Origin of the sequence: Pelomonas parva, assembly GCF_043555835.1 — a bacterium.
In the GTDB taxonomy this organism is placed as follows: domain Bacteria; phylum Pseudomonadota; class Gammaproteobacteria; order Burkholderiales; family Burkholderiaceae_C; genus Pelomonas; species Pelomonas parva.
On the sequence record NZ_JBIGHV010000003.1, the window covers coordinates 450861 to 477139 of the forward strand.

The window sequence follows — 26279 nt, forward strand, 5'->3', positions numbered from 1 at the left end:
GTTCAGGCCGCAACGACCGTCAACGTGGTGGTCTTCAGGTCGACGCTGTTGGGCCCGGTCATGAAGGTGAAGCTGCCGGGCTCGACGACGCGCTTCATGTCCATGCCGTAGAACTGGAGCTCTGCCGGCGTGATGGTGAAGGTGACGGTGCGCTTCTCGCCCGGCGCCAGCGTCACGCGCGCAAAGCCCTTGAGTTCCTTGACGGGGCGGGTCACCGAGGAAATGTCGTCGCGGATGTAGAGCTGCACCACCTCGTCGCCCGCGCGCTGGCCCGTGTTGGTGACGTCCACCGAGACCGTCACGCTGTCGGTTGGCGCCATGGTCGTCTTCGACAGGCGCGGCGCGGACAGCGCGAACGTCGTGTAGCTGAGGCCGAAGCCGAAGGGATAGAGCGGGGTGTTGTCGCTGCCGAGGTAGCCGCGATTCGCCGTCGGCTTGGCGTTGTAGTAGACCGGCAGCTGGCCCACGTTGCGGGGGAAGCTGATGGGCAGCTTGCCGCCCGGATTGGCGCGGCCGAACAGGATGTCGGCCGCCGCATGGCCGGTCTCCTGCCCGAGGTACCAGCCCTCGATGATGGCGCTGGCCTTGGCCTGCAGCAGGTTGATGGACAGCGGCTTGCCGTTGAGCAGGAAGACGACCGTCGGCTTGTTCAACGCAAAGATGGCGGCCGCCAGGTCGTTCTGCTGGCCGATGAGGTCCAGCGAGTCGCGGTCGCCCAGATGCGTGTCCGACCAGGCCTCGCGCGAGGTCTGCTCGTTGTCGCCCAACACCATGACGATGGTGTCGGCCTGCTTTGCTGCCTCGACGGCCTCGGCGATCAAGCGGGCGTTGACGGCGGGGTCGATGAAGCGCACCTCGTCCGTCGCCCACTCGCGCTTCTCGGTCAGGCGCACCGCCTCGCGGTAGTCGAAGGCAAAGCCCTGGGCCTTGGCTTCTGCGGCCAGCGCCTCGTGAATGGACACCACGTGGCGCGGGATGTCGGAGTAGCCACCGATGGGCGTGTCTTTCGCATGCGTGCCCAGCAGCAGCAGCCTGCCGACCTTGCCCGCGTTCAGCGGCAGCACGCCGTCGTTCTTCAGCAGCACGACCGACCGCACCGCCGCTTCGCGCGCCAGCGCCACCGCGTCCGGCGTGGCGGTCAGCGCGTCTGCCTTGCCGGCATCGACATACGGGTCTTCAAACAGCCCGGCGAGGAACTTCAGCGCCAGGATGCGACGCACCACGGCGTCGATGTCCACCTCCTTGATGCGGCCCGACTTGACCAGGCCGACCAGCGCCGGAAAGCCGCCTTCATCGGGCGTCTCGATATCGACGCCGGCCGTGAAGGCGCGGTAGGCCGACTCGGTCATGTCGGGCACCAGCCGATGGCGGTCCACCATCTCGCGGATGGCGAAGTAGTCCGACACCGTGATGCCCTGGAAGCCCCACTCATTGCGCAGGATGGTCTTCAGCAGCCAGGGGTTGGCATGCGAGGGCACGCCGTCGATCTCGTTGTACGACGGCATGACGGCCGCAATGGGCGTCTCGCGGATGATCTTCTCGAACGGCGGGAAGAAGACCTCGCGCAGCACCCGCTCGGAGATCTGCGCCGGCGCGGTGTTGATGCCGCGCTCGGGCTGGCCGTGGCCGGTCATGTGCTTGAGCGTCGCCAGCACCTTGCCCGGCGCCAGCTTGCGCTCGGTGCCGGAGCAGCCGGTCACGGCCGCCTTGCCCAGCACGCCCATCAGATAGGGGTCTTCGCCGAAGGTCTCCTCCACGCGGCCCCAGCGCGGGTCGCGGCAGACATCGACGACCGGCGCCAGCGCGAGGTGGGCGCCGCGCGCCCGCATCTCCCGCGCGCAGACCGAAAAGACTTTCTCGATCAGCGCCGGGTCGAACGACGAGGCCAGGCCGATGGCCTGCGGGAAGCTGGTCGCGTCGCGCGCGGCGTAGCCGTGCAGGCTTTCCTCGTGCATGAACAGCGGAATGCCCAGCCGCGTGCCCTGCACCGCCCAGGCCTGGGCGGCATTGACGTAGGCCGCCGTCTCGGCTGCCGTGCGGTTGGCCACGGCGGCATCGGCACCGGCGTTGGTGTTGGTCACGCCCTTGCGGTCGCTCGGGCGGCCCAGCATGCCCAGCCCGTGCGGCAGCGCCTGCGCGGCGCGCGCGGCGTCGAAGTTGCCGCGCGCGTCCTGCACGCGGTTCTTGGCGATCCAGATGCACATCATCTGGGCCACCTTCTCCTGCAGCGTCATGCGGGAGAGCAGGTCGTTGACGCGCAGTTCCACGGCTGCGGACGCCTGCTTGTAGAGCGGCTGCTCGGCCGGCGCCGCCACCGCATGGCCTGCCGTGGCAAGCCCGGCAGCACCGACACCCTGGACAAAGTTGCGACGCGTCACACCGGCTCGACTCATGGGGGATCTTTCGTGGGCAATCTCGGCGCGCACGCTAACGCAGGTCGCGGGGCAGCGGCGACGCGGGTTTGCCCTCTCGGGGCCGAGCGTTGCAACCCGCCAGCCGGGCGTGGCGCCTACTGGCTGGCCGCCGACGCCGGCGGCATGGGCGGCACCGGCACCACGACGCCCGGCGACAGCGAGATCTCGTCCACCAGCGTGACGCCGGTGACGAAGTAGCGGGTCTCACCGAAGCAGGAGCCCGGCAGGCCGACCTTCTCTTCGTAGTGCAGGTTCACGCGCCGGCCCATGACCTTGTTGATGGCCAGGGCCGTAACCTCGTCATGCACCGTGAAATGGAACTTCTCGACGCTGGCCGTGCCGGGCAGCGACACCAGCGCCTGCTCGCCCTCCCAGGTCTTGCAGACCCAGCCCTTGCGCGAGAACTTCTGCACCCAGCCGGCACGCTCACCGTCGGAATAGCTCCAGCGCCAGGCGAAGGAGAACCAGGCCGTGATGAGCAGCAGCAGTGCGACGACGGTCAGGGCGATCTTCAGGCGCATGGGGTGTGGGGTGAGCGAGGGCGCGGCGATTGTCAGTGACGGCACACGCGCAATCACCACCCCAATCGCACATAAAAATGTGCGCACAGGCCAAGGAGCACCTCATGAACATCACTTTGTCGGTTGACGAGCAAGTGGCGGACCAGGCCAGACGCGCGGCGTCGGCCATGGGCAAGAGCTTGAATCAAGCGGTGCGGGACTACCTGGAAACGTTAGCGGGCGCCGAACAGCGGGCTGCGGAACTGCGCGAGTTCGAGGCTTCGGCGCTGGCCACGCCGGGCCGCCTGGGCGGCTGGCGTTTCAACCGCGACGAGGCCAACGCGCGTGCGTAGCCTGCCAATACCAACTTACTTCAACCGCCCTGACTGCCGAAGCGCTCGGCCGACCGCGCCCTGGCCTTGGCGGCCTCTTCCTCGCGGTTCTTCGGCTCGGCCGTCGTCACCAGCGCCGCGATCAATGCACGCGCCTCGTCGGCAATGGCCGCCACCGCATGGTCGAAGGCGGCTTCGTTGGCCTTGGACGGCACATTGAAGCCGCTCAACTTGCGCACGAACTGCAGCGCGGCGTCGCGAATCTCAAGCTCCGTTGCGGGGGGCTCGAAGTTGAAGAGGGTGCGGATGTTGCGGCACATGCTCGGGCCTTTCAGCTGGCGTCGGGATGCCGCTCCCGCCACGCCCGCAGCGCCCGGCGGTACTCGTCCATGGCCAGGTCGTGCAGGTCGAAGATGCAGGGGTCGCAGCCGTTGCCGCAGCAGGCGTCCAGATCGGGCTGGTGCGGCGGCTGGGGCATGGGGTCGGGGTCGGGGTCGGGCAGGGCAGCGTCGGTCATCGCCAGCGATTGTCCGGCCCCGGTGCGTCAAGGGCGCCCGTGACGCTCGGCCACCTTGATCGCCTGGATGCGCTTGTGGATGGCGCGCAGCTCCTGCAGCGGCTGGGAGCGGGCCTGCTCGTCGGCCGGCAGGCGCTCGGCCAGCTCCAGCAGCAGCGCGGTGATGGCGCCCAGCTGGTCACCGTAGCTGGCCACATCGAAGGCCTGGCGCTCGATGCGCGCGTCGCCGGCCCAGGGCTTGATGCCCTTGAAGAACAGGTCGAGGCTGGGCTCGATGTCCTGCGCCACGTCGCCGCTGAAGGGCAGGTGCAGCTGCGGCGCCCAGAACCAGAAGAAAGGAAACATCGGTCTCTCCCTGCACGCCGGGACAGCAGGCGTGTGGGGGCATGGTGGCCGAGGCGGGTTGCGGCGGCAAGTTAGCCTTGGGGATGGACTCGCTGATCTCCGCCGCCGCAAGAGCCCTCGCCGCCGGTGACGCGCTGCAGGCGCTCAAGCGCGTAGCGCTGCGCGACGACCCGCCAGCGCTGGCCCTGCGCGGCATTGCGATGGCGCAGCTGGGCGAGCTGGCGCGCTCGCGCGAGCTGCTGAAGCAGGCGGCACGCGGCTTCGGTGCGCAAGAGGCGACAGCACGGGCGCGCTGCGTGGTGGCCGAAGCCGAGGTGGCCTTGGCCATGCGCGACTTCAATGACCCGCCGCGCGCGCTGGACACCGCCCGCGCCACGCTGGAGGCGCGTGGCGACCGGGCCAATGCGCTACAGGCGCGCTTGATTGCGGCGCGGCGCTGCCTGCTGCTGGGCCGGCTGGATGAAGCCGCAGCGCTGCTGGCCGGCGTCGACACGCAAGGCCTGCCCGCGCTGCCGGCCGCCGTCGCCGCGCTGGCGCAGGCCGAGCTGGCGCTGCGCTCGCTGCGCGTGGCCGACGCACAGGCCGCGCTGGACGGCGCCGAAGCCGCAGCGCGCGCCACCGGCATCCCGGCGCTGCAGGCCGAGACCGCACAGGCCCGCGCCGTGCTGAACCAACCCGCTGCACGGCGTGTCAGCGGCGCCGACGCCCAGCCGCTGCGCCTGCAGGAAGTGGCCGCGCTGCTGGACTCGGGCGCCCTCGTCGTCGATGCCTGCCGCCACGCGCTGCGTGCAGGCGACGCGCGGCTGCCGCTGGCCAGCCGGCCCATCCTGTTCACGCTGCTGCGCACGCTGGCCGAGGCCTGGCCGGGCGACGTGGGGCGCGACACGCTGATCGCCCGCGCCTTCCGCCTGCGAGAAGCTGACGAGACGCACCGCGTGCGGCTGCGCGTGGAGATCAGCCGGCTGCGCGCGCTGGTGTCAGGTCTTGCCGACATCGACGCCACGCCGCGCGGCTTTGCGCTGCGGCCGCTGGACGGGCGCGCCGTGGCCGTGCTGGCGCCGCCGGTGGACGGCGACCAGGGCGAGCTGCTGGCGCTGCTGGCGGACGGCGCGGCCTGGTCCACCTCGGCGCTGGCGTTGGCCCTGGGCGCCAGCCAGCGCACGGTGCAGCGCGCGCTGGCCGAGCTGGAGGCGGCCGGCCGCGTGCGCGCCATCGGCCAGACGCGCTCGCGCCGCTGGCTGGCGCCGCCGCTGACCGGTTTCACGACGATCTTGTTACTCCCCGCTGCGCTGCCGCTTGCGTAGATTTCGGTCATGCGCTGAACCCGGCGCCCATCAACGGAGCAAGCCATGACCCTCAAGACGCAAGCCGCCGAGATCGCGCGCGAATACGGCCCCTTCGACGGCGCGCCCGCCATCCACGGCGTCACGCATGACGGCGAACGCATCTGGGCGGCGACGAACGACGCGCTGCTGGCCATCGCCCCGGCGGGCGGCGAGGTGCTGCAGCGCATCCCGCACGCCTGCGATGCCGGCACGGCCTTCGACGGCCGCCACCTGTACCAGATCGGCGAGCAGCGCATCGACAAGATCGACCCCGCCACGGGCGCCGTCGTCGCGACCCTGCCGGTGCCGGGCGAGGGCGGCAACTCGGGCCTGGCCTGGGCCGAAGGCAGCCTGTGGGTGGGCCAGTACCGGGCGCGCAAGATCCACCAGATCGACCCCGAGACCGGCGCGATCCGGCGCAGCATCGAAACCAACCGCTTCGTCACCGGCGTGACCTGGGTGGACGGCGAGCTCTGGCACGGCACCTGGGAGGGTGATGAGAGCGAGATCCGCCACATCGACCCCGTCAGCGGCGCCGTGCTGGAGACGCTGCAGATGCCGGCCGGCACCGGCGTCAGCGGCCTCGAATCCGATGGCCGTGACCTGTTCTACGCCGGCGGTGGCAGCAGCGGCAAGCTGCGCGCCGTCCGCCGTCCCAAGGCCAATTCCCCCACCTGATTTCCCCGGCCTGACGGCTGCCGCCCGCGCCCGGGTTGCGCTGCCGCATGGCCGTTTTCGTCGACCTCAAGGAGATTGCCCATGACCACCCCCATTCCCCACCCCGTCGTATCGCGCGACCGCTGGATTGCCGAACGCAAGGTGCTGCTTGCGCAGGAGAAGGCGCTGACCCACGAGCGCGACCGCGTCGCCCGCGAGCGCCGCGCGCTGCCCTGGGTGAAGCTGGAGACGGACTACGTCTTCGACACCGTCGACGGCCCGCGTCGCCTGAGCGACCTCTTCCAGGGCCGGCGGCAACTGCTGGTGCAGCACTTCATGTTCGCCCCCGGCTGGGAGCAGGGCTGCAAGAGCTGCTCCTTCATGGCCGACCACCTCGATGGCGCCGCCCTGCACCTCGCCCATCGCGACATCACGCTGCTGGCGGTGTCGCGCGCGCCGTTGGCCGACCTGCAGGCGTTCAAGGCGCGCATGGGCTGGCAGTTCGCCTGGGCGTCGTCGGGCGGCAACGACTTCAACCGCGACTTCAACGTCAGCTTCGCGCCCGAGGACCGCATCGACGGCGAGGTCTATTACAACTTCCACATGACGCCGTTCCCGCTGACGGACGCGCCCGGCATCAGCGTCTTCTACAGGGACGACGCGGGCGATGTCTTCCACACGTACTCGACGTTTGGCCGTGGTGTGGAAGTGATGATGGGCACGTACAACCTCGTCGACCTCACGCCCAAGGGACGGGACGAGGCGGGTCCGTCGTACCCGATGGCCTGGGTGCGCCACCACGACCGCTACGAGGACGCGCCCGCGCCGGCCTGCTGCGGCGGCGCCAAGGCCTGAGCCGTGAGCACCAGCCTCTGGCCCTGGCTCGCTGTTGCGGCAGCCGGGGCGCTGCACGGGCTCAACCCTTGCACCGGCTGGGCCCTGGCGTTGGCCTGCGGCCGGGGGCAGGCGCTGCAAGCACTGGCGGCGGTGGCCCTCGGGCACGCAGCGTCCGTGGCCGGCGTGGCGGCGATGGTGGCGCTGGGTGCGGAGCCGGGCGTGCTGCTGCCGATGGCGGTCGGCGTGCTGCTCGGTGCCCTGCTGATCGCGGGCCTTGCCCAGCGGCTGCGCACGGGGCGCGCCGCCGTCGCGCTTGGCGCCTTCGTCACATCCACCCTGCACGGCAGCGGCCTGATGTTGGTGCCTGCACTGGTGCCGTTATGCCTGAGCGCCTCGCCGGCCCGTGAGATCACGGCGTCGGGGTCGCTGGTGTTGGCGCTGGCGGCCGTGTCGGTGCACATGGTGGCGATGCTGGCGGTGACGGCTGGGGCGGCGCTGGTGGCTTCCTCATGCGTGCGGACGCTGCGACGTTGGCTGGCGCGTGGACACCACAATCGCTCCATCCCGTTGCCCGTCCGCCACCGATGACTCCGTCCCACCGCCTCACCGCCGACCTCATCCACACCGAAGCCCAGTTGCGCGCCCTCATCGGCGAACCCGCCGCGCTGACCTGCAGCAAGATCACCGACCGGCTCAACCCGGCGACCCGCCTGTACGTGGAGCGCTCACCATTCGTCTGCCTGGCCACCAGCGACGCCGAGGGCCGCTGCGACGTCAGCCCGCGCGGCGACCCCGCCGGCTTCGTGCGCATCCTGGACGACCGCACGCTGCTGATCCCCGAACGGCCGGGCAACCGGCTGGCGGATTCGCTGCGCAACCTGCTCGCCAACCCTCAGCTGGGCCTGCTCTTCATCGTGCCGGGCGCGACGGACACCTTCCGCGTCAACGGCCGTGCGGTGATCACCACCGACGCTGCCCTGCTCGCACCGAGCGCGGTGGAAGGCAAGGTGCCGACGCTGGGCCTGATCGTCGACATCGAGGAGGCGTATACCCAGTGCTCCAAGGCGTTCCTGCGCTCGCACCTGTGGGACCCGGCACGCTTCGTGGCCCCGGAGTCCATGCCGACCGGCGGCGAGGTGCACCGGGCGATTCAGGGTGAGGGGTTTGATGCGGCGGGGTATGACCGGGAGCGGGCGGAGCGGTATGGGAAGCGGGTGGGGTTTTATTGACGGCTCCACCGTCAAGCGGGTGGAGGAGCCAGGCGCGCAGCCATGCGATTCAATGCGTCGGCCAGTGCGGGCAGGTCCTGCTCGACGACCAACCAGACGGCGTGCAAGTCAACGCCCAGGTAGCCATGGACGATCACGTTGCGGAAGCCGGAGCGATCGCGCCACGGGGTCTCGGGCTCAGTGGCCTTGATGCCGCCCGACAAGCGCTGGCTCGATTCCGTCAGCGTTTGCAGGTTGCGAATGACGGCGTCCTGCACCAACCGGGAGGCTTCGAAACGGGCGCGCTCGCCGCCCGTGTATTCGTGGATTCGCTCAAGGCACTCGCGCATGTGCGCCAGCAGCACCCGATCAGCGTCGGGCCCGGGCGTCACAGCGCAACGGCGTCGGCCAGTACGCGATCGCGCAGGCCCGGGTGCAGGCTGGCTTCGGTGACCACGTCGACGCGCCTGCCCAGCAGATCCTGCGCATCAAGCACCAGCCCACCCAGGGCGAGGGCGCTGGTACCCGGTGCCAACGTGACCAGCAGGTCCACGTCGCTGTGGTCGGTTGCGTCGTTCCGGCTCATCGAGCCAAACACCCGAACGCCCGTCACGCCACGGCGCCGGGCCAGCGCAACGAGTGCGGTGCGGTGGGCTTCGATCAGCGGGTGCATGGGAAAGAGTTTAGCCATGCGGGCCATGCCAAGACGGCGCGCTCGGCGATGAGCGCGTGATCGAGGTCCACCAAGGGTTGGAGAACCCGAGACCGTAGGTTGAGGAGAACGCAGTGAACCCCAACGCATCCAGCACGGGGCGTTCACCAAGCCCGGCGACTGCCCGCGTTGGGGTTCGCAGGCTCACCCCATACCTACGCCGTCAATGCCCGCCCGCCAGCAACGCCGCATTCCCCCCCGCCGCCGCCGTGTTGACCGTCAGCGTCTGCTCCGCCGTGAAGCGGTAGAGCTGGCGCACATGGCCGGCGGCCGTGACCAGCGGCAGGATGGCGTCGGGGCGGGCGGCGAGTGCGAGCGACAGCATGTGAGCGGCGTCGGCGTCGGATGACGCCAGCGCCACGCCGGCCAGTTGCGGCGCAGCGAGCAGGCCGGGCAGCGCCGAGTCGGGCAGCAGCGTCAGCGCATTGGCCGGCAGGCCAGCGCGCAGCAGGGCCTGGCGGGCGCGTTCGTCGTCGCTGAGCCAGATGGCGCTGTTGCCGGCCAGCAGCGCGCTGACGACGGCGGCCAGGCCCGCGTCGCCACGGCCCAGCACGGCGAAGGCGCCGCGGGCATGGTGGCGCAGCGTGTTGCTCTCTCCCGTGGGGCCGGGCAGCACCAGGTCGGCGAAGGCCGTTTGCGCTGCCGTGAAGAGGCCGCGCAGCGCGAAGGCGCTGGGCGCGTCCAGCGTGTCGGCGGCGCGGCGCAGCGTGGCGATGCGGTCGGCCAGCGGGGTGTTGCGCCAGGTGGCGTCGGCACCCACGGCGAGCGGCGCGGCGGCACCGTCAAGGGCCAGCGGCGGCGCCGGCGCGTCGATGTGCGGCTCGGCGCAGAAGCGGCGCAGGTAGTCGGGCCCGCCGGCCTTGGGGCCGGTGCCGGACAGGCCTTCGCCGCCGAAGGGCTGCACGCCCACCACCGCGCCGATGATGTTGCGGTTGACGTAGACATTGCCGATGCACGCCGCGTCTGCCAGCCGCTGGGCGCGGCTGTCGATGCGGGTCTGGATGCCCAGCGTGAGGCCATAGCCGAGGGCGTTGATCTCCTGGATGACGTCGTCCACCGAGCCGTCGAAGCGCACGACGTGCAGCACCGGGCCGAAGATCTCCTCGCCCAGGTCGGCGATGCGCGGCAGCTCGAAGGCGACGGGGCGGATCTGGCGCGGCATGGGCTCGGTGACGGGCGCCTCGGCGATGAGTTTCGCGTCGCGCTTCAGGCGCTCGACGTGACGGCTGATGCCGGTGTGGGCTTCGTCATCGATGACGGGGCCGACATCCGTGGCAAGGTTGGCGGGCTGGCCGACGTGCAGTTGCTGCAGCGCGCCCTTCAGCATCTCGATGACGCCGTCGGCGATGCTGGACTGCACGCACAGCAGACGCAGCGCCGAGCAGCGCTGGCCGGCGGAGCGGAAGGCGGACTGCACGACCGCATCGATGACCTGCTCGGGCAGGGCGGTCGAGTCGACGACCATCGCGTTCAGGCCGCCGGTCTCGGCGATCAGCGGGATGGGTGAGTTAGGTTTTGCCGCCAGCGCCTTGTTGATGATCTGCGCCACCGCCGTGGAGCCGGTGAAGCAGACGCCGGCCGTGTGCGCGTGGGCAACGAGGCCGGCGCCGACGGTCTCGCCAGGGCCGTGCAGCAGCGCCAGTGCGTCGGCCGGCACGCCGGCCTGGTGCAGCAGCTCGACGAATTGCAGCGCGACGTAGGGTGTCTGCTCAGCCGGCTTGGCGGCAACGGCATTGCCGACCACGAGCGCGGCGACGACCTGGCCCGCAAAGATGGCCAGCGGGAAGTTCCACGGGCTGATGCAGACGAAGACGCCGCGGCCTTGCATGCCTTGCGCGTCGGCCTCGGCCTGGTCGGCGTAATAACGCAGGAAGTCCACGGCCTCGCGCACTTCGGCGACGCAGTCGGCCTGGGTCTTGAACGCCTCCTTGACGAGCAGCGCGCAGAACTCGGCCAGGCGCGCGTCGAGGTCGTCGGCAGCGCGGCGCAGCATGGCGGCGCGGGCGGCCACGGGGCGGGCGTTCCAGGCGGTGAAGCCGGCGTGCAGGCGCTGCATCGCGGCGTCGACGTCAGCGGCCGTCGCTTCGGGCACGGCGCGCACCGGCGTGCTCTCCAGCGCGGCCTGCAGCGGCGCGCGCTGAGCCGGCGCGGTCAGGTCCGCACCCGCGGAGTTGAGTCGGCCGCCGTAGAGCGCCGGCGGCAACGGCAGCGCGCTGGTGTTGCGCACGTCGAGCAGCGGCGAGCCGAGCAGCTCGGGCACCTGCACGCTAGGGTCCGCCAACTGATGCACGAAGGACGAGTTGGCGCCGTTCTCCAGCAGCCGGCGCACGAGGTAGGCCAGCAGGTCGCGGTGCTCGCCCACCGGGGCGTAGACGCGGCAGGGGATGCTGCCGTCCTTCAGCACCTCGCGATAGACGCCTTCGCCCATGCCGTGAAGCCTTTGCATTTCAAAGGCTGCATTGGTCGCACGGGCCATCTGCACTATTGCCCCGATGGTGCCGGCGTTGTGCGTGGCGAACTGCGGGTAGATGACATCGGCATGCTGGATCAGCGCGCGGGCGCAGGCCAGGTAGCTCACGTCGGTGTGCTGCTTGTGCGTGAAGACGGGGTAGTGCGCCAGGCCCAGCTCCTGGGCGCGCTTGATCTCGCCGTCCCAGTAGGCGCCCTTGACCAGCCGCACCATGAAGCGCAGGCCGTGCTTGCGCGCGATGGCCGCCACCTCGTCGACGACGGCGAGCGCGCGCGTCTGGTACGCCTGCACCGCCAGACCGAAACCGCGCCACTGCGGGTGGTGCGCGGCGATGCGCGCGGCCAGCGTGTCGAGCACGTCCAGCGACAGCTCCAGGCGGTCGACCTCCTCGGCGTCGATGGTCAGGTTGATGTTGGCGTTAGCGGCCAGCTCGATCAGCTCCCACACGCGCGGCAGCAGCTCGGCGAAGACGCGGTCGCGCTGCAGCACCTCGTAGCGGCTGAAGAGGGCGCTGAGTTTGATGGAGATGCCGTCGGAGGCTTCCGGCGAGTCAGCACGCGGGCCGGCGGCGATGGCCTTGATGGCGCCGACGTAGGCGGCCTGATAGCGGCGCGCGTCGTTCTCGGTGCGGGCGCCTTCGCCCAGCATGTCGTAGCTGAAGCGCAATTGCTTCTGCGCCTTGCGGGCGTCGTCGGCCTCGCTCATCGCCTCGCCGATGTTGCGGCCCAGCACGAACTGCCGGCCCAGCAGCTGGATGGCGCGCACGGTGGCCGCCACGACCGTCTGCGCACCCAGGCGCTTGAACAGCCCGCCGTCATCCTCCGCGCCCGGCAGGAAGCGCTTGGACATGGAGATGGCCGAGGCCGACAGCGCGGCCAGCATCTTGTGCGGGCTGCCCTCGCTGGCGCCCTCGAAGTCCGCACGGCCCAGCTGGTCGGCCGTCAGCGCAATGGCCGTGGGCGCGTCGGGCACGCGCAGCAGCGCCTCGGCCAGCCGCATCAGCGCCAGGCCCTCGGCGCTGGTGATGGGGTACTCGCGCAGCAGCGACTCCATCGCCCAGAAGGGGGCCGGGTTGCGGCGCACCTGCTCAACCCAGGGCGAGGCCATGGCGATGACGCCGGGCCAGTCCAGCGCCGTGCCGACCCGCTCGGCCAGCGCCTGCACCACGGCGGCCTCGGCACGGTAGGGGTCCGGCAGGCGGGGCTGTTCGAGCGGGGCGGCGAAGGTGGGCACGGCTTTCTCCTGGTGAGATCAGCAATGTATTCATGACGGTCTTGAATTAAATTCCAAGAATTGCCATATCAGCCGACATAAATCCAGATGAGCGATCAACCCCGACTGGACAAGACCGACGCCCGCATCTTGCGCGTGCTGCAGGCCGACGGGCGCATTTCCAACCTCAAGCTGGCCGAGGAAGTGCACCTGTCGCCCACCGCCGTGCTGGAGCGCGTGAAGCGGCTGACGCGCGACGGCTACATCCTCGGCTACGAGGCGCGGCTGAACCCGGCCAAGCTGGGCGCGGCCATGCTCGTCTTCATCGAGATCCACCTGGACCGCACGGTGCAGGACGTGATGGACACCTTCAAGGCCGCCGTCCAGGCCCGGCCCGAGATCCTGGAATGCCACCTGGTGGCCGGCGGCTTTGACTACCTGCTGAAGACCCGCGTGCGCGACATGAGCGCCTACCGCGAGTTCATCGGCAGCGTGATCTGGACGCTGCCGGGGGTAAGGGAGACGCGGACGTATGCGGTGATGGAAGAGGTGAAGGCGACGAATGCCTTGCCGATTTGACGGCGCCTTATGTCGATTTAGAAGAGAAAATTCAACACATCATCGTCTTATGTTGATCCGCTCGACATATGCTTCAGATGCGTCGATTTTTCTCCGACTCGTCGACATATGGCCTACGACCCTGCCCGTCCGTACAACGATCTACCGGCCCTCCCTCCGCAGGCTGAGCTGGAGTCCCGCGCAGTACTGAAAGCCTGCATCACCGCGCGTGCTGCGGTGGCCGAGCTGAAGGCTGCCGGGCAATTGATCCCCAACCAGGGCTTGCTGATCAACTCCATCCCTCTGCTGGAAGCACAGGCCAGCAGCGAGATCGAGAACATCGTCACCACCACCGACCAGATGTTCCTGTTCGACGGGGCGAGCGATGTCGAGGCCGACCCCGCCACCAAAGAAGCGCTGCGCTACCGGGCCGCCCTGTGGGAGGGCTTCCAGGCGCTGTCCAGCCGGCCGCTGAGCACCAACACGGCCATCCAGGTCTGCAGGGCGATCAAGGGTGTCGACATGGACATCCGCCGCACCCCGGGCACGACGCTGAACAGCGAACGCACCGGCCAGGTGATCTACACCCCGCCCGAAGGCGAGGCCCTGCTGCGCGAAAAGCTCGCCAACTGGGAGCGCTGGATGCATGGCACCCTGCCCGGCAGCGAGGACGTGGACCCGCTGGTGCGCATGGCCGCCGGCCACTACCAGTTCGAGGCGATCCATCCGTTCACAGATGGCAACGGCCGCACCGGCCGGGTGCTGAACCTGCTCTACCTCGTCGAGCAAGGGCTGCTGGACATCCCCGTGCTCTACCTGAGCCGCCACATGCTGCGCAACAAGACCGGCTACTACGCCGGCCTGCAGTCCGTCACAGCAACGGGTGCATGGGAGCCCTGGCTGCTCTACATGCTCCAGGGCGTGGCCGAAACCGCGACCTGGACCATGAACAAGGTGGTGGCGTTGCGCCGCCTGCTGACGGACACGGCCGAGCGAATGCGGCGCGAGGCGGGCTCGATCTACTCGCGCGAGCTGGCCGAACTCGTGTTCGTGCGGCCGTACTGCCGCATTGCCCACGTGGTGGACGCGGGGCTGGCCAAGCGCCAGACGGCCAGCACCTATCTCAAGGAACTCGCTGCAATCGGCATCTTGCGCGAGCACAAGCTGGGCCGTGAGAAGGTCTTCCTGAACCCGGCGTTCATCGAACTGCTCAAGCGCGACTGATGAGAAGGAGAAGGGCTTCAACGGGACATTCGAAAGGCGCCGGGCGCACACGCCTCTCCATCAGCCCGACCGGTTTTCTGAGCTAGCGGCCCTCTCACGGCAGGCCCAGATAGAAATATGTCGCACTGCGCCCCGAAGCCCCGCGGCCGTAGCCCAGGTAGACCGGCCCCAGCGGCGTGTCCGCCGCCAGGAACAGCGCGTTGCTGCGCAAGGTGCGCTGAGGAGACTCGCCGAGTTGGTCGTTGATGCGCCCGACCTCGGCGGACAGGCCGAGGTACATGCCGTCCAGCAGCCCGGGCGCGCTGATGCGCCAGGCATAGACGAGGCGCGCAAAACGCATCCGTGTGCCGACGAATTCGCCGCTGCGGTAGCCCGACAGCCGCAGGAAGCCGCCCAGCTGGGCCAACTCGTAGCCCGGCAAGTCGTTGCTGCCGGTGGGCTGGGTGGCGTAGACGGCGGCGCGCAGCGAATGCGGGCCGCTGGACACGGCGCCCTGCAGTGACAGGTCGACCTTGCCGTATTCGTCCTTCGCGCCCAGGCGTGCGCGGGAAAGGAAGTAGTTCAGGTCCAGCGCCACGCCGTTGCGCGGGAAGCGGGTGCTGTCCAGCGTGTCGGCGCGCAGCCGCGCGGCAACACCGCCGACATCCGTGCTGGGCACCAGCTCCTTGCCAGGAATGACGCCGGTGTCCGTGCCCAGGCGGACGCGGCCGCGCCGCACGCCGGCACGCAGTTCGTAGATGCCCGCGAACGCCAGGCCGGCGTCGGCGCCGAGCACCGTTTGCTCGCGCCGGAAACGCGAGATGCGCTGCTCCTGGATGTACAGGTCGAACGGCTCGCGGCGCGACTCCAGGTGGACGGCGGTGAACGTCTGCTGCCCGGTGTTGAGCGGCTGGTACCACTCGCTGCGCAGGCGGTCGACCCGCCCGATCTGCAGGTCGTTGCGCCATTCGCCGCCCAGCGAGTTGAGCCAGGTCAGGCGGTGGCTGAGCATCAGGTTGAAGTAGGAGCTGCCACGGAAGTCGCTCGACAGCCCGAGGCCGGCGCGCAGGTAGTGCGGGCCCCAGGACTTCTCGGTCACGTCGGCGGTGAACACCTGGCCGCCGTCGTCGCGCTGCACCAGGTGGTAGTTGACGCGCTCGAAGTCGCCGGTGCTGTAGATGCGCCGCATGTCGGCATCGGCCTTGGCCTCGTCGAAGGGCTGGCCGGCCTGGCTCTGCATGGCACTGCGGATGGTGTCCGGGTTGACGCGCTGCGCGCCGACGATGCGCACCTCGGCCAGCGTGGCGGTGGGCAGCGCGCTGCCGGCATGCTGCCGGGACTGCAACGCGGCGTAGGCCTCGGGGCTGATGCGATAACGCTGCAGCTGGGCCGCAGCGGCACGCGCGGCTGTCTCGCCGGCGGCGGCCGCGTCCAGCATGCGGTCGAAGTCGGCCGATCCCACGGCGCCCAGCTCGGGCGTGATCAGCACGTCCTGCGGCGTCAGCTCGGTCAAGGACTGGTTGACGTTCTTACTCGTCAGGAAGCGCGTCATCTGCTCCGACACGGACAGCAGTGACTTCAGCTCCTGCCGCTGCAGCATGGGCGTGCCGATGTTGACGGCGATCACCACCTCCGCCCCCATGGCGCGGGCCACGTCCACGGGCAGGTTGCGGCTGATGCCGCCGTCCACCAGCAGCCGCCCGTCCAGCTCGACCGGGCTGACGATGGCCGGCAGCGCCATGCTCGCCCGCACCGCAGTGGCCAGGCTGCCGCGTGCCAGCACCACCATCTCGGCATTGGTCACGTCGGTGGCCACGGCGCGGAACGGGATGGGCAGTTGGTCGAAGTGCTCGCCGCGCTGGCGCACCGTCAGCCGGCGCAGCACGGCCTCCAGCGAGACACCGGCGACCGCGCCCGTGGGCAGCAACAGCCCCTTGGGGCCGATGCCGATCTCCGGGCCGATGAAGTTGCGGCTGTCGTCGTCCTTGCGGCGCACCGGCAGGTCGGTGCGGGCCACATCGTGGAACAGCAGCGCTGTGTTGAGCGGCTTCAGCTCGGCCTCGATCTCGTCAGGCGACATGCCGCTGGCGTGGGCGGCACCGATGATGGCGCCGGCGCTGGTGCCGACGATCACGTCCACCGGCACCTGCAGCTCACGCAGCACCTTCAGCACGCCCAGGTGCGCGCCGCCCCGGGCGCCGCCGCCGGACAGCACGAGACCGATGCGCGGGCGGCTCTCCGCAGCAACGGCAGGCGCTGCCGGCGTGGCGGCCGACGCCAGGCATGGGGCCGCACAGAGCGCCCAGGCAAGGACCAGGCACGCCGGACGATGGGGAGCGCGTCGCATCGGCAGCCAGGCGCCCGGCTGTCTAGAAACCGACCTCGGCAAACAACTGCGGGCCCTTGAATTTGTAGTCCACCTTGCCGTTGACGTCGGTCCTGCTGGAGCGCACCTGGTAGTCGACATAACGCCAGCCACCACCCAGCGCGGCGTTCGGCGAGAGCCGGTACAGCAGGCTGGCCTGGCCGTTGATCAGCTTGCCGTCATAGCCCCGGTGCTTGAGGGCGAACAGGTCGGCCCGCCAATCCAGCGCCCAGCCGGAAGCGATGCCCCAGTTGCCGTAGATGCCGAGGGTCGGCAGCGGCACGGTGGCATTCGTGACGGCGCGGTCGACGGTGGGCGTCGAGCCGGAAGTCGACACCGCCGTCTGCAGGGAGATGTCGAACTTCGTCACGTGAAGGCCAGCGGTGGCGCCCAGTTCGAAGTCGGGTGACTGCAGGAAGGAGTAGCCGATGCTGGCGCGGCCCACGTCCGAGCGGAAGTGCGTGTCCAGCGTCGCTTGCACCGGGAAGGTGGTGCCGTTGAAGGTGATGCTTCGATCCAGCTCGGCACGGCCCGTCCGGCTGAGCCGGAAGTACTCCAGCTCCAGCCGCCAGCGCTCCGCAAAGCGGTAGCCCAGCTGCACCGTGGGCAGCGTCTTGCCGTCGGTCAGGCCATAGCGCTCCAGCGCGAACTCGGTCCCCACCAGGTTGGCACCGGGGTCATCGATGCGGACGTTGGTGCTGACATCGGCACGGAAGGCCTCGACACGCAGCCACAGGCTGCGTGCAGCCGGGTCGGCGCTCGCCGCGAAGGGCCCGCCGAGAGCGGCAACAACAAGGAGCGGCGTGGCCAAGGCATGACGACGCAACGCGACAGATCCCATGAGCTAACTCCCTAGGTTGTGCCACAAACGCTGGCAAGTCTGCCATGCGTTGATCGCTCAAGGCATCGTTCAGAATGCGCGGCATCCAGCGGTTCTAGGGAGGATGCATGGCCAGCAGGGAAGTGGCTCGGCGCGGCTCGGCGGCGCGCCGACTCTTCGCCGCCACCGTGCAGAAGGCGCGTTGGGTTGCGGCTGCCGGGCTGGCAGCGGCGGTGATGGCGAGCGGGGCCCAGCAGCCGGCCACCGCCGCGCCAGGCGCATCCGGCGCGACCGCCGTGGCCTCATCTCCAGCGCCCATCGTGGCGACCGAGATCGTGGTGCGGGCGGACCAGGACCAGCGCCTGGCCGACCGCATCCTCCGGCAGGCTGAGCGCACCGAAGTGGCAGAGCGCTTGTCGCGCGAGCTGCAGGCCATCGAGGCGCCGGTGGAGGAGAAGCTGCGCTCCTTCGGCGCCGAGAGCCTGCGCGAGCTGCCCGTGATGCGGCTGGAGAGCCTGGAGCGGCATTGGAAGTTCGACGCCGCGCGCTTCCTGCAGTGGCAGAAGGAGGCACAGCGGGCCATGAGCCCCTTCAGCAACGCCACCGCCCAGCTGGCGCAGCGCCGCGCGGTGTGGCGCGCCACGCAGGACTCCGCCGTCGTGCAGCAACTGCCCGCCGTGCTGCGTGAACGGGTCGATGCGCTGCAGCTGGCGCTGAGCGCGGCCGAGGAGGCGCTGTCCGCACCGCTGGCGCGGCAGATCGAGATCGGTCGGCGGGCCGACACGCTGGACGCGCAGATCCAGGCGGGCCGCACCGAGGTGGCCGAGGCGATTGCGGCCATCGACCTGCGCCTGCTGAAGATCGATGCACCGCCGCTGTGGTCGCTGCGGCTGGGCGATCGCACCGGCAGCGAAAGCAGCGCCATGATCGAGCGCGGCATGGATATCGAGGGGCGCTTCGCCAGCGCCTACGCCGTCAACGCCACGGGCAACAAGGCGGCATTGCTGATCGTGCAGTTGCTGCTGCTGGCCGTGCTGGCGGGCCTGCGCTACCGCAGCCGGCTGGTGCCCATGGCCAGCACCGACGCCGCCTCGGCGCAGATCCTGCGGCGGCCGGTGTCCACCTGGCTGCTGCTGGCCATGATGGCGGTGCTGGCGATCGAGCGCGACGCGCCGCTGCTGGCGCTGCAGGTCGCGATGCTGGTGGCGCTGGTGCCGCTGCTGCGCCTGCTGCCGGCGCACCGCCTGCCGGTGCCCGACGCCTGGCCCTACCTGGCCATCGGCCTGTACGCGCTCTCCCGGCTGGGCGTGGTGCTGATCGGCAACGGCGCCGTGTTCAGGCTCTATCACTTCGCTTTGACCGTGCTGGCCCTGCTGGTCACCCTGTGGTTCCTTCAACGTGCCCGCAGCCAGGGCCCGGCGCTGACACGCGCGGCCGCCATCGCACGCGCCGCCGCCTGGGCCGCCGCCGTGCTGCTGGGGCTGGCGGCCTTGCTGAATGCGGTGGGCAATGTGTCGCTGGCCGAGACGCTGACCAGCGGCGTCATCGACAGCGGCTACTCGGCGCTGCTGCTGTACGCGGCCGTCGCCGTCGCGCGGGCGCTGCTGCGGGTGGTGGGCAGCGACCCCGCCGTGCAACGGCTGGCGCTGGTGCGCCGCCACGGGGAGGCCCTGCTGAGCGCCGCCACACGCGGCCTGGCCCTGGCCGCCGCCTTCGGCTGGCTGGTCTATGCGATGAACTCCTTCCGCGTGCTGCGGCCCGTGCAGAGCTGGCTGGAGGCGGTGCTGGGCCACGACTTCGAGGTGGGCGAGATCTCGCTGAGCCTGGGCAATCTGCTGGTGTTCGCGGTGTCGGTGGTCGTCGCCACCTGGGTCGCGCGCATCGTGCGGCAGTTGCTGGGGGAACAGCTGTCGGCGCGCGAGTCGCTGCCGCGCGGCGTGGCCAACAGCGTGGCCTCGCTCAGCTACTACGGCCTGCTGCTGCTGGGCTTCCTGCTCGCCCTGTCGGCGGCCGGCTTCAAGGTCAGCCAGCTGGCGCTGGTGTTCGGCGCACTCGGCGTGGGCATCGGCTTCGGGCTGCAGAACATCGTCAACAACTTTGTCTCGGGCCTGGTGCTGATGGTCGAGCGGCCGCTGCGGCCCGGCGACATCGTCGACGTGGCCGGCGTCTCGGGCCGGGTGCGCGAGATCGGCCTGCGCGCCACGCTCATCCGCACCTTTGAAGGCGCCGACGTGGTGGTGCCCAACGGCATGCTGCTGACCGGCAGCCTGACCAACTGGACGCTGACGGACCACTCGCGGCGCATCGAGATCGAGGTGCCGGTGGCCTACGGGTCCGACGCGGCCCAGGTGCTGCCCATGCTGCAGGCCGCCGCCCGCGAGGTGCCTGGCGTGGCGGCCGAACCGGCGCCTGCCGCCCTGCTCAAAGGCTATGGCGACAGCTCCCTCAATGTCGTGCTGCGCGTCTGGACGCAGGACTACGACCGTTGGGTCGTCATCCGCAGCGAGCTGCTCACGCGCGTGCTGGCCGCGCTGGCCGATGCCGGCATTCAGGTGCCGTTCAACCAGGTGGACCTGAACGTGAAGACGGTGTCGGCCGAGGCGCGAGACTGGCTTCGCCCCGCGCCGCCGCCACAGGACGCTTGAACTAGCGCCTGCGCAGCACCACGACCACCATGGCGATGGCCAGCAGGTAGGTGCCGAACTGGAACAACATCGCCGCGTCGGACGTCGAGCCGCTGGCCTGCATGCAGAAGCTGGTGAAGTCCCAGGCCCCGTGCAAGGCCATGCACAGCCAGATGGAGCCGCTGGTGCGCCGCACCACGTAGAAGGCGCCACCCATCAGGAAGGCGAACACCGCCTGGATGAGGCCTCCCGTGAGGGGCAGGCCGAACAGCGCATTCGGCACATGCATGGCGCCGAACAGCAGCGAGGACCAGAACCACACGCCCACCTCGCTGCGCCGCGAGCCCCGCAGCCCCGTGACAAGCACGCCGCGCGTGACCAGCTCCTCGTTGAAGCCGACCATCACCGAGGCTGCGGCCAGCATCGCGATGTGGGTGGCCGACAGCGCCGGCCAGTGGATGGCGCTGGCGTTGGCGACGAAGAAGCCCAACATGGGGGCAAGCACCAGCCACAGCGGCCAGCCCGGCCGGCTCGCCGACGCCTCGCGCGTTGCCGGCTGCCACCAGCCCAGCCAGGTGACTGCGGCAATGGCGAACACCGCGCCCAGCGCGAGCGGCAGCACCAGGCGCTGCAAGGCCACCGGCTCGGCGACGAGGTTGCGGTAGTCCGCGCCGACCGCCGCCCAGGTCGCAAAGATGATGGCGTTGTAGACGGCGTAGACCGCCACCGCCATGCGCCAGTTGGGTTCGGTTTTCATTCGAGCGCCCCTGAGCGGCCGTTTTGTTGCGACGCAGGATAGTCCGGCGGTTGTGGCCCGGGCAAGCCAAGGCGACACGTCTGCCCCCAGAAACCTAACGTCGCCACCTGCGTGACACCGATGAACTTGGGGTGCCGCCGCCTAGGCGATTGATCAAACCGCGAGGATCGCCGAAAGTCGCGCCAACCCATCCCGATGAGGAAGCAAAGATGAAGAACAGGATCTCCACGCTGGCTCTCGTTTCGTTGGCGCTGGCCACCTCGGTGCCCGCCTGGGCCGACACGCCCGCCGACCTGACCGACCTCGTCGGCGCACGGGGCAGCAGCGGCGAAACCCAGATGCTGGCGCGGGGCTATGCGCTGATCCGTGTCACCCAGGTGCGCGACCAGGCCTGGAGCTTCTGGTGGAGTGACACGCAGAACCAGTGCGTGGCCGTCGCCACCTCCGACGGTCGCTACGCCAGCATCAACGGCGTGCCGACGCAGAACTGCCGCCCGGGTGGCGCCAGCGGCACCGCCAAGCCCGAGCCGACGGCGGGCACGCTGACGCTGATCTGCTACGGCCAGGGCGAACACGCGACGATCAGCTCGCACTCGGGCTACGAGTGGAACCGGGACAAGAAGCACTATGAGCCGACGACGCGCTTCGAGTCGGACAAGGAGCGGTTCAACACCGGCGTGCAGATCGACATCAAGGACGGCGCAGGGCGCATCCACCTGACCGGCAAGCTGATCCCGCCGCTGAACTCGGGCGGCAGTGACGGCTGGTGGCCGCTGGAGAACCTGCGCATGGAGCCCGACCGCATCACGGCACGCTACAAGCTCAACTTCGCCAGCTCACCCACGGTCTCGATCGATCGCAACACGGGCTTCGTCGAGATCCAGGGCCTCAACAGCTTCAGCGGCAAGTGCGACATGGGCGACTGGGCAGCGGGTCGGCGCTTCTGAGGCTGAGCCTGATCACCTCGACCCCCACCTTCTCGACCGATGAGCCACACCATGCGCCTTTTCAAGCCCACCGTCGCCGCCGCCATCGCCCTGCTGAGCACCACCGCGATGACCGCCCCACCCGGCCCGGCAGCCGGAGTGATCCATCGCCCCGCCAAGCCCACCAGCCAGGTGCCTGCCGGCGCCATCGGCTACTCGGCCACGCACATTGACCGCAGCGTCAGCCCGCGCCAGGACTTCTATCGCTATGCCACGGGCAACTGGCTGAACAAGCTGACCATCCCCGACGCGGAGGGCGACATCAGCGGCTTCTCCATGCTGGCCGCCAACCTCGACCAGCAGCTGCTGCAGCTGGCCCTGAAGGCCAGCCAGGCCAGCGCGCCGAGGGGCAGCCCGGAGCAGCAGGTGGGTGACTTCTACCGCGCCGCCATGGACACCGCGCGGCAGGATGCGCTCGGCCTCAAGCCCATCCAGGCCGACCTGGACTGGGCGGCCAAGGCCAGCGGGCCGGCCGACCTGGCGCGGCTGTCGGCCCGGCTGCAGGCGTCAACCCAGTACTCGCCGCTGGTGAACGTGCTGACGATGACCGACCTGAAGGACAGCACGGCCACCCGCATGGTGCTGCACCCGGGCGGCGCCGAGCTGGAGCAGGACCAGTACACCGACCCGGCCAGCCAGAAGGTCCGCGACCTCTATGTCGAGTTCATCGCGTCGGTCTACCGGCAGCTCGGCGATGCCCCGGACGTGGCCGCCGGCAAGGGGCGGCTAATCCTGGCCATCGAGACCGAGCTGATGGCGCCCCGGCTCAAGCCGCTGGAGGCCCGCGACCCGGCGCGCATCTACAACCTGTTCAGCCTCGCCGAGGTGCAGGCGCTGATCCCGGCGGTGGATCTGAAGGAACTGCTGGCCGCCTTGAAGGCCCCGGTGCCGGCCCAGGTGCAGGTCATCGACGTCGAGGGGCTCAAGGCCTTGAACCGCCTGCTGACGACACGCACGCCCGGCGAGGTGCAGACGGTGCTGCACTGGGCGGCGCTGTCGTCCAACATCGGCCTGCTGGGTCAACCCTGGTTCGGCCTGAACCAGGAGTACGAACGCAAGCGCGACGGCCTGGTGAAGACCATGGACCTGGACCGGCAGGTGGTCAAGAACATCGCCATGCAGCTCTCCCACCCGCTGGCGCAGATGTACGTGAAGGCGCATTTCCCCGACAGCACGCGCCAGGAAATCACCCACATGGTGGGCCACATCAAGGACGAGTTCGGCGCGCGCCTGCGCACCAACCCCTGGCTCGACGAGAAGACCCGCGCGGCGGCGCTGGAGAAGCTGGCCAAGGTGGACATCCAGGTCGGCTACCCACAGCGCTGGATCGACTTCAGTGGCGTGGACATCCGCGCCGACGACCACCTCGCCAACAACCAGCGGTTGGCCGCGTTCAACCTGCAGCGCGACCTCGCCAAGGTGGGGCGGCCGGTTGTGACCGAGCGCTTTGCCGACCCGACCTTCACCAGCCCCATCGCCGTCAACGCCGCCTACAGCCCACAGTTCAACGGCATCGACATCACCGCTGCCATCGTCCAGCCGCCGTTCTACAAGCCGGGCGCAGACATCGCGGTGAACTACTGCACCATCGGTGCGGTGATCGGCCATGAGCTAACTCACGGCTTCGACAGCACCGGCCGCCAGTACGACGCCGCCGGCAACGTGCGCGACTGGTGGACGCCGCAGGCCGCTGCGGAGTTCAAGAAGCGCACCGATGTGCTGGCGAGCCAGTTCAACCAGTTCCAGCTGCTGCCCGGCCTGTTCCAGAACGGCGCGCTCACCCTCACCGAGAACACGGCCGACCTGGGCGGCATCACGCTCGCCCATGCGGCCCTGCAGCGGGCGCTCAAGGGCAAGCCCCAGCCCAAGGTCGATGGCCTGAGCACCGACCAGCGCTGCTTCGTCGCCTGGGCCCAGTTGTGGACCTACAAGGCCCGGCCTGAACGCATCCGCCTGCTGGCCGCGACGGACTACCACGCCAACACCGGCGTGCGCGGCGTGGGCCCGCTGCTGAACCTGGACGCCTTCCACAAGGCCTTCCAGACCCGCCCGGGTGACCCGATGTGGCGCAAGCCGGCCGATCGGGTACGCATCTGGTAGTGGGGCTGTTGCCGGCAGTACCGCGTTCTTTCTGGCTGGCCGCAGCCCTGGCCTGCCTGACCGCCGCCGCTCAGGCGCAGACGCGCGGCTGGCTGCGTTACGGCGACGGCAATCTGCTGTCCGGCGAGCTGGTCGAGATGAGCGCGGCGGGCGGCGTCTTCAAGTCCGACCGCTTCGGCCGGCTCAGCTTCACGGCCGCCGAGGCGCGCTTTGAAGCCGCGCCTGTGGCCGCCGTGGCTGCGGTGCAGGCGCAGCCCGCCGCACCTGCGCCCTCCCCCGCCTGGAGACCCACGACCTGGTCCATCGGCCTGTCGGGCTATTGGCAGCGCGACGACGGCAGCATCTCCAGCGACGCCGGGGTGGACCTGGACGCCACCTGGAAGCGCCCACGCGACGAAGTGCGGCTGAGCCTGTCGACCGACTACAAGGTGGTCGACGACGAGGTCGACCGCAACGAGCAGACGGGCAGCTTGCGCTGGACGCACGATCTGCGCTCGCCCTGGTTCAGCCTGGCACGGCTGCGGGCCGAGCGCAGCACCTTCACGCTGGACCCGCTGCCCACGCTGGACTATGTGCTGCTGCAGGCCACGGCGGGCCTGGGCTGGCGCAAGCAATGGACACCCGAAAGCTACAGCCTGCTGGCGCTGAACCATGACCGGGTAACACTGAGCCTGCTCAGTCGCGACGTGACGGTGCAGACGCACGCGACCTCGATCCTGTTCGAGAACCATGTGCGCCTGCTGCCACGCGTCACGCTGGCCAACACCTTGTATGTCTACCGCTGGGCCAACGGCGGCACCGGCGTCGACAGCCTGGCCGAGGTCAGCTATGACCTGACGGACCGCCTGCGCATCGGCCTGCGCCACGAGTACCGCAAGAACGCCGTCGATCTGGCGCTGGGCGTCTACAACCGGTTGAGTCTCACGACCCGGGTCGACTTCTGACCGCCAACCGATCTGGACCCGCCCGGCGCCCCCCCACAATCACCCGCATGGACATGCGGCATCAACCGGCCTGGATGCGCTGGCAGCAAATGATCGAAGCGGGGGAACTGGGCCTCTGGGACCTGCGCCTGGACCTGGAGACCGTTCACTACTGCCCGCAATGGAAGCAGCGGCTGGGCTTCCCCGATCCGCACCGCGCGGACAGCACGCATTTCTGGCGCTGCCGGGTACATCCGGCGGACCTGCAAGCCATGATGACCGCGATGCGCGAGCATGCGGGCGGCGCCCAGCCCGGCTACGAGGCCCGGTTCCGCCTGCGCAGCAATGGCTCGGGCTATCGGCTGATGCACTCGCGGGGCCGCATCATCGAGCGCTGCCCCGAGGGGCGGGCGTTGCGCATGGTCGGCACCATGCTCGACCTGACCGACCGCGCCCCCTCGCCCCAGGGCGGCCTGGCCGAAGGGCCGCGCGGCCCCATGCTGGGGGCGGCGCTGGCGCTGCCGTTCCACCTGCTGATGGCGGAACCCGCCGACGTAAAGATCGCCCAGGAGCGGGAACGCGTGCTGGGCCTGGTGGACGACCTGCTGCAGGCGTCGGCGGCGCAGCTGGAGGAGCTGCGCAAGGCCCGGCCGTAGTGGCGGCCTGGTCAGCCCAGGTGCTGGCCGAGGAAGCGCATTGCCCGGTCCCAGGCCTGCTGCGCCCAGGCCGCGTCGTACTGGGTGCTGGCCAGGCGGCCCGGGCCCTGCGCGGTCTCGTTGGCGAAGGCATGGTGGGCCAGGTAGCGGTGGCCTTCGTAGCGCACGCCGGCCTCGGCGAGCTTGGCTTCGAGGCCGTCCACGCCGGCAATCGGGAAGGCCTCGTCCTGCGTGGCCCAGTGGGCCTGCAGCGGCATCGTGATCTTGCTGGCGTCCACAAAGTCCAGCGGCGGCATGCCGTACCAGACGACGGCGGCGTCGGCCTCGGGCACCAGCGTGGACGCCAGGACCGTCAGAGCGCCACCCATGCAGTAGCCGGTGACGCCGACCTTGCCGCTGCCCAGCTTCAACCCCTTCAGGTAGCTCACGGCGCCACGCACGTCCTGCGCGGCGGCGTCGCCGAAGTTCAGGTCAGTCATCAGGTGGTGGGCCTCCTCGGCCTCGACGGTGCTCTTGCCCCGGTAGAGGTCGGGCACCAGCGCCGTAAAGCCGGCCAGGGCGAAGCGCTCGGCGACGCCACGGATCTGATCGTTCAGGCCCCACCACTCCTGGATGACGACGACGGCGCCGACCGGCTGGGCAGCCTCGGCGAGATAGCCGCTGACGGCGGCGCCGTCGGGGCGCTGGAACTGGATGTACTGGCTCATGGGCGTCTCCGGTTGCGAAGGCGCGAAGGCTAGCGCATCCCCCCTTTTCCG

At 69.9% G+C, this 26279-nt stretch carries 25 protein-coding genes; 13 read left to right on the forward strand and 12 right to left on the reverse strand.

Going from position 1 to position 26279, the window contains the following annotated elements:
* Positions 1-2 precede the first annotated feature (2 nt).
* Together ACG00Y_RS09465 and ACG00Y_RS09470 are read right to left on the reverse strand one after the other, a co-directional pair.
* Positions 3-2393 (reverse strand): glycoside hydrolase family 3 N-terminal domain-containing protein, encoded by a 2391-nt coding sequence (locus ACG00Y_RS09465; RefSeq protein WP_394478186.1) that lies wholly within the window; start codon positions 2391-2393, stop codon positions 3-5.
* A 116-nt stretch (positions 2394-2509) separates the two neighbouring features.
* Positions 2510-2935: a hypothetical protein gene (locus ACG00Y_RS09470; protein WP_394478188.1), complete on the reverse strand. Its 426-nt coding sequence runs from the start codon at positions 2933-2935 to the stop codon at positions 2510-2512.
* 104 nt (positions 2936-3039) lie between these two features.
* On the opposite strand from ACG00Y_RS09470, the gene ACG00Y_RS09475 reads away from it, so the two are divergent.
* The gene (locus ACG00Y_RS09475) at positions 3040-3267 is read left to right on the forward strand and encodes a DUF6364 family protein (protein WP_394478190.1); all 228 of its coding nucleotides are present in this window, start codon (positions 3040-3042) and stop codon (positions 3265-3267) included.
* 20 nt (positions 3268-3287) lie between these two features.
* Here ACG00Y_RS09475 and ACG00Y_RS09480 read toward each other — a convergent pair whose 3' ends face one another.
* From ACG00Y_RS09480 to ACG00Y_RS09490, 3 genes are read right to left on the reverse strand one after another with little or no spacing between them, the layout of a single operon-like run.
* A complete protein-coding gene (locus ACG00Y_RS09480; protein ID WP_394478191.1) occupies positions 3288-3566 on the reverse strand; it encodes a DUF2277 domain-containing protein in 279 nt (92 codons plus the stop codon).
* 11 nt (positions 3567-3577) lie between these two features.
* Positions 3578-3763: an oxidoreductase-like domain-containing protein gene (locus ACG00Y_RS09485; RefSeq protein WP_394478192.1), complete on the reverse strand. Its 186-nt coding sequence runs from the start codon at positions 3761-3763 to the stop codon at positions 3578-3580.
* Between the two features lie 27 nt (positions 3764-3790).
* The gene (locus ACG00Y_RS09490) at positions 3791-4108 is read right to left on the reverse strand and encodes a hypothetical protein (protein ID WP_394478193.1); all 318 of its coding nucleotides are present in this window, start codon (positions 4106-4108) and stop codon (positions 3791-3793) included.
* Between the two features lie 83 nt (positions 4109-4191).
* Between ACG00Y_RS09490 and ACG00Y_RS09495 the strand changes: the two genes are divergently transcribed.
* From ACG00Y_RS09495 to ACG00Y_RS09515, 5 genes are all read left to right on the forward strand, one after another.
* Positions 4192-5412 (forward strand): helix-turn-helix domain-containing protein, encoded by a 1221-nt coding sequence (locus ACG00Y_RS09495; protein WP_394478194.1) that lies wholly within the window; start codon positions 4192-4194, stop codon positions 5410-5412.
* 45 nt (positions 5413-5457) lie between these two features.
* A complete protein-coding gene (locus ACG00Y_RS09500) occupies positions 5458-6111 on the forward strand; it encodes a Vgb family protein (RefSeq protein ID WP_394478195.1) in 654 nt (217 codons plus the stop codon).
* Between the two features lie 81 nt (positions 6112-6192).
* On the forward strand, positions 6193-6945 hold the full coding sequence (locus ACG00Y_RS09505) for a DUF899 domain-containing protein (RefSeq protein WP_394478196.1): 753 nt from the start codon (positions 6193-6195) through the stop codon (positions 6943-6945).
* A gap of 3 nt (positions 6946-6948) precedes the next feature.
* The gene (locus ACG00Y_RS09510) at positions 6949-7515 is read left to right on the forward strand and encodes a hypothetical protein (protein ID WP_394478197.1); all 567 of its coding nucleotides are present in this window, start codon (positions 6949-6951) and stop codon (positions 7513-7515) included.
* Positions 7512-8156, forward strand: a complete 645-nt coding sequence (locus ACG00Y_RS09515) for a pyridoxamine 5'-phosphate oxidase family protein (RefSeq protein ID WP_394478198.1) — start codon at positions 7512-7514, stop codon at positions 8154-8156. Before ACG00Y_RS09510 ends, ACG00Y_RS09515 begins: the two co-directional genes overlap by 4 nt.
* Before the next feature lie 11 nt (positions 8157-8167).
* On the opposite strand, the gene ACG00Y_RS09520 is transcribed toward ACG00Y_RS09515, so the two are convergent.
* From ACG00Y_RS09520 to ACG00Y_RS09530, 3 genes are all read right to left on the reverse strand, one after another.
* Entirely contained in the window at positions 8168-8500 is a 333-nt protein-coding gene (locus ACG00Y_RS09520) for a HepT-like ribonuclease domain-containing protein (protein WP_394478199.1), read from the reverse strand.
* Between the two features lie 23 nt (positions 8501-8523).
* Positions 8524-8826, reverse strand: coding sequence for a nucleotidyltransferase family protein (locus ACG00Y_RS09525; RefSeq protein ID WP_394478200.1), 303 nt, complete (start codon positions 8824-8826; stop codon positions 8524-8526).
* 184 nt (positions 8827-9010) lie between these two features.
* Positions 9011-12550, reverse strand: a complete 3540-nt coding sequence (locus tag ACG00Y_RS09530) for an L-glutamate gamma-semialdehyde dehydrogenase (RefSeq protein ID WP_394478201.1) — start codon at positions 12548-12550, stop codon at positions 9011-9013.
* Between the two features lie 87 nt (positions 12551-12637).
* Between ACG00Y_RS09530 and ACG00Y_RS09535 the strand changes: the two genes are divergently transcribed.
* Both ACG00Y_RS09535 and fic read left to right on the forward strand, forming a co-directional pair.
* Entirely contained in the window at positions 12638-13108 is a 471-nt protein-coding gene (locus tag ACG00Y_RS09535; protein WP_394478202.1) for an Lrp/AsnC ligand binding domain-containing protein, read from the forward strand.
* A 108-nt stretch (positions 13109-13216) separates the two neighbouring features.
* Positions 13217-14311: a protein adenylyltransferase Fic gene (gene fic / locus ACG00Y_RS09540; RefSeq protein ID WP_394478203.1), complete on the forward strand. Its 1095-nt coding sequence runs from the start codon at positions 13217-13219 to the stop codon at positions 14309-14311.
* Between the two features lie 94 nt (positions 14312-14405).
* On the opposite strand, the gene ACG00Y_RS09545 is transcribed toward fic, so the two are convergent.
* Positions 14406-16637 (reverse strand): patatin-like phospholipase family protein, encoded by a 2232-nt coding sequence (locus ACG00Y_RS09545; RefSeq protein ID WP_394478204.1) that lies wholly within the window; start codon positions 16635-16637, stop codon positions 14406-14408.
* A 22-nt stretch (positions 16638-16659) separates the two neighbouring features.
* Positions 16660-17496 (reverse strand): hypothetical protein, encoded by an 837-nt coding sequence (locus ACG00Y_RS09550; RefSeq protein WP_394478205.1) that lies wholly within the window; start codon positions 17494-17496, stop codon positions 16660-16662.
* Between the two features lie 107 nt (positions 17497-17603).
* Between ACG00Y_RS09550 and ACG00Y_RS09555 the strand changes: the two genes are divergently transcribed.
* On the forward strand, positions 17604-20120 hold the full coding sequence (locus tag ACG00Y_RS09555; RefSeq protein WP_394478206.1) for a mechanosensitive ion channel family protein: 2517 nt from the start codon (positions 17604-17606) through the stop codon (positions 20118-20120).
* 1 nt (position 20121) lies between these two features.
* Here ACG00Y_RS09555 and ACG00Y_RS09560 read toward each other — a convergent pair whose 3' ends face one another.
* Positions 20122-20856 (reverse strand): CPBP family intramembrane glutamic endopeptidase, encoded by a 735-nt coding sequence (locus ACG00Y_RS09560; RefSeq protein ID WP_394478207.1) that lies wholly within the window; start codon positions 20854-20856, stop codon positions 20122-20124.
* A 209-nt stretch (positions 20857-21065) separates the two neighbouring features.
* Between ACG00Y_RS09560 and ACG00Y_RS09565 the strand changes: the two genes are divergently transcribed.
* The 4 genes from ACG00Y_RS09565 to ACG00Y_RS09580 are packed head-to-tail and all read left to right on the forward strand — an operon-like array spanning position 21066 to position 25521.
* Complete coding sequence (locus ACG00Y_RS09565; protein ID WP_394478208.1) at positions 21066-21803, forward strand: hypothetical protein; 738 nt, start codon at positions 21066-21068, stop codon at positions 21801-21803.
* Between the two features lie 51 nt (positions 21804-21854).
* Positions 21855-23942 carry a M13 family metallopeptidase gene (locus ACG00Y_RS09570; protein WP_394478209.1) on the forward strand — a complete coding sequence of 696 codons (2088 nt, stop codon included), beginning with the start codon at positions 21855-21857 and terminating at the stop codon, positions 23940-23942.
* 8 nt (positions 23943-23950) lie between these two features.
* Complete coding sequence (locus ACG00Y_RS09575) at positions 23951-24886, forward strand: DUF481 domain-containing protein (protein ID WP_394478211.1); 936 nt, start codon at positions 23951-23953, stop codon at positions 24884-24886.
* Positions 24887-24933: 47 nt separating this feature from the next.
* Positions 24934-25521: a PAS domain-containing protein gene (locus tag ACG00Y_RS09580; protein WP_394478213.1), complete on the forward strand. Its 588-nt coding sequence runs from the start codon at positions 24934-24936 to the stop codon at positions 25519-25521.
* Between the two features lie 11 nt (positions 25522-25532).
* Here ACG00Y_RS09580 and ACG00Y_RS09585 read toward each other — a convergent pair whose 3' ends face one another.
* A complete protein-coding gene (locus tag ACG00Y_RS09585) occupies positions 25533-26228 on the reverse strand; it encodes a dienelactone hydrolase family protein (protein ID WP_394478215.1) in 696 nt (231 codons plus the stop codon).
* Between the last annotated feature and the right edge of the window lie 51 nt (positions 26229-26279).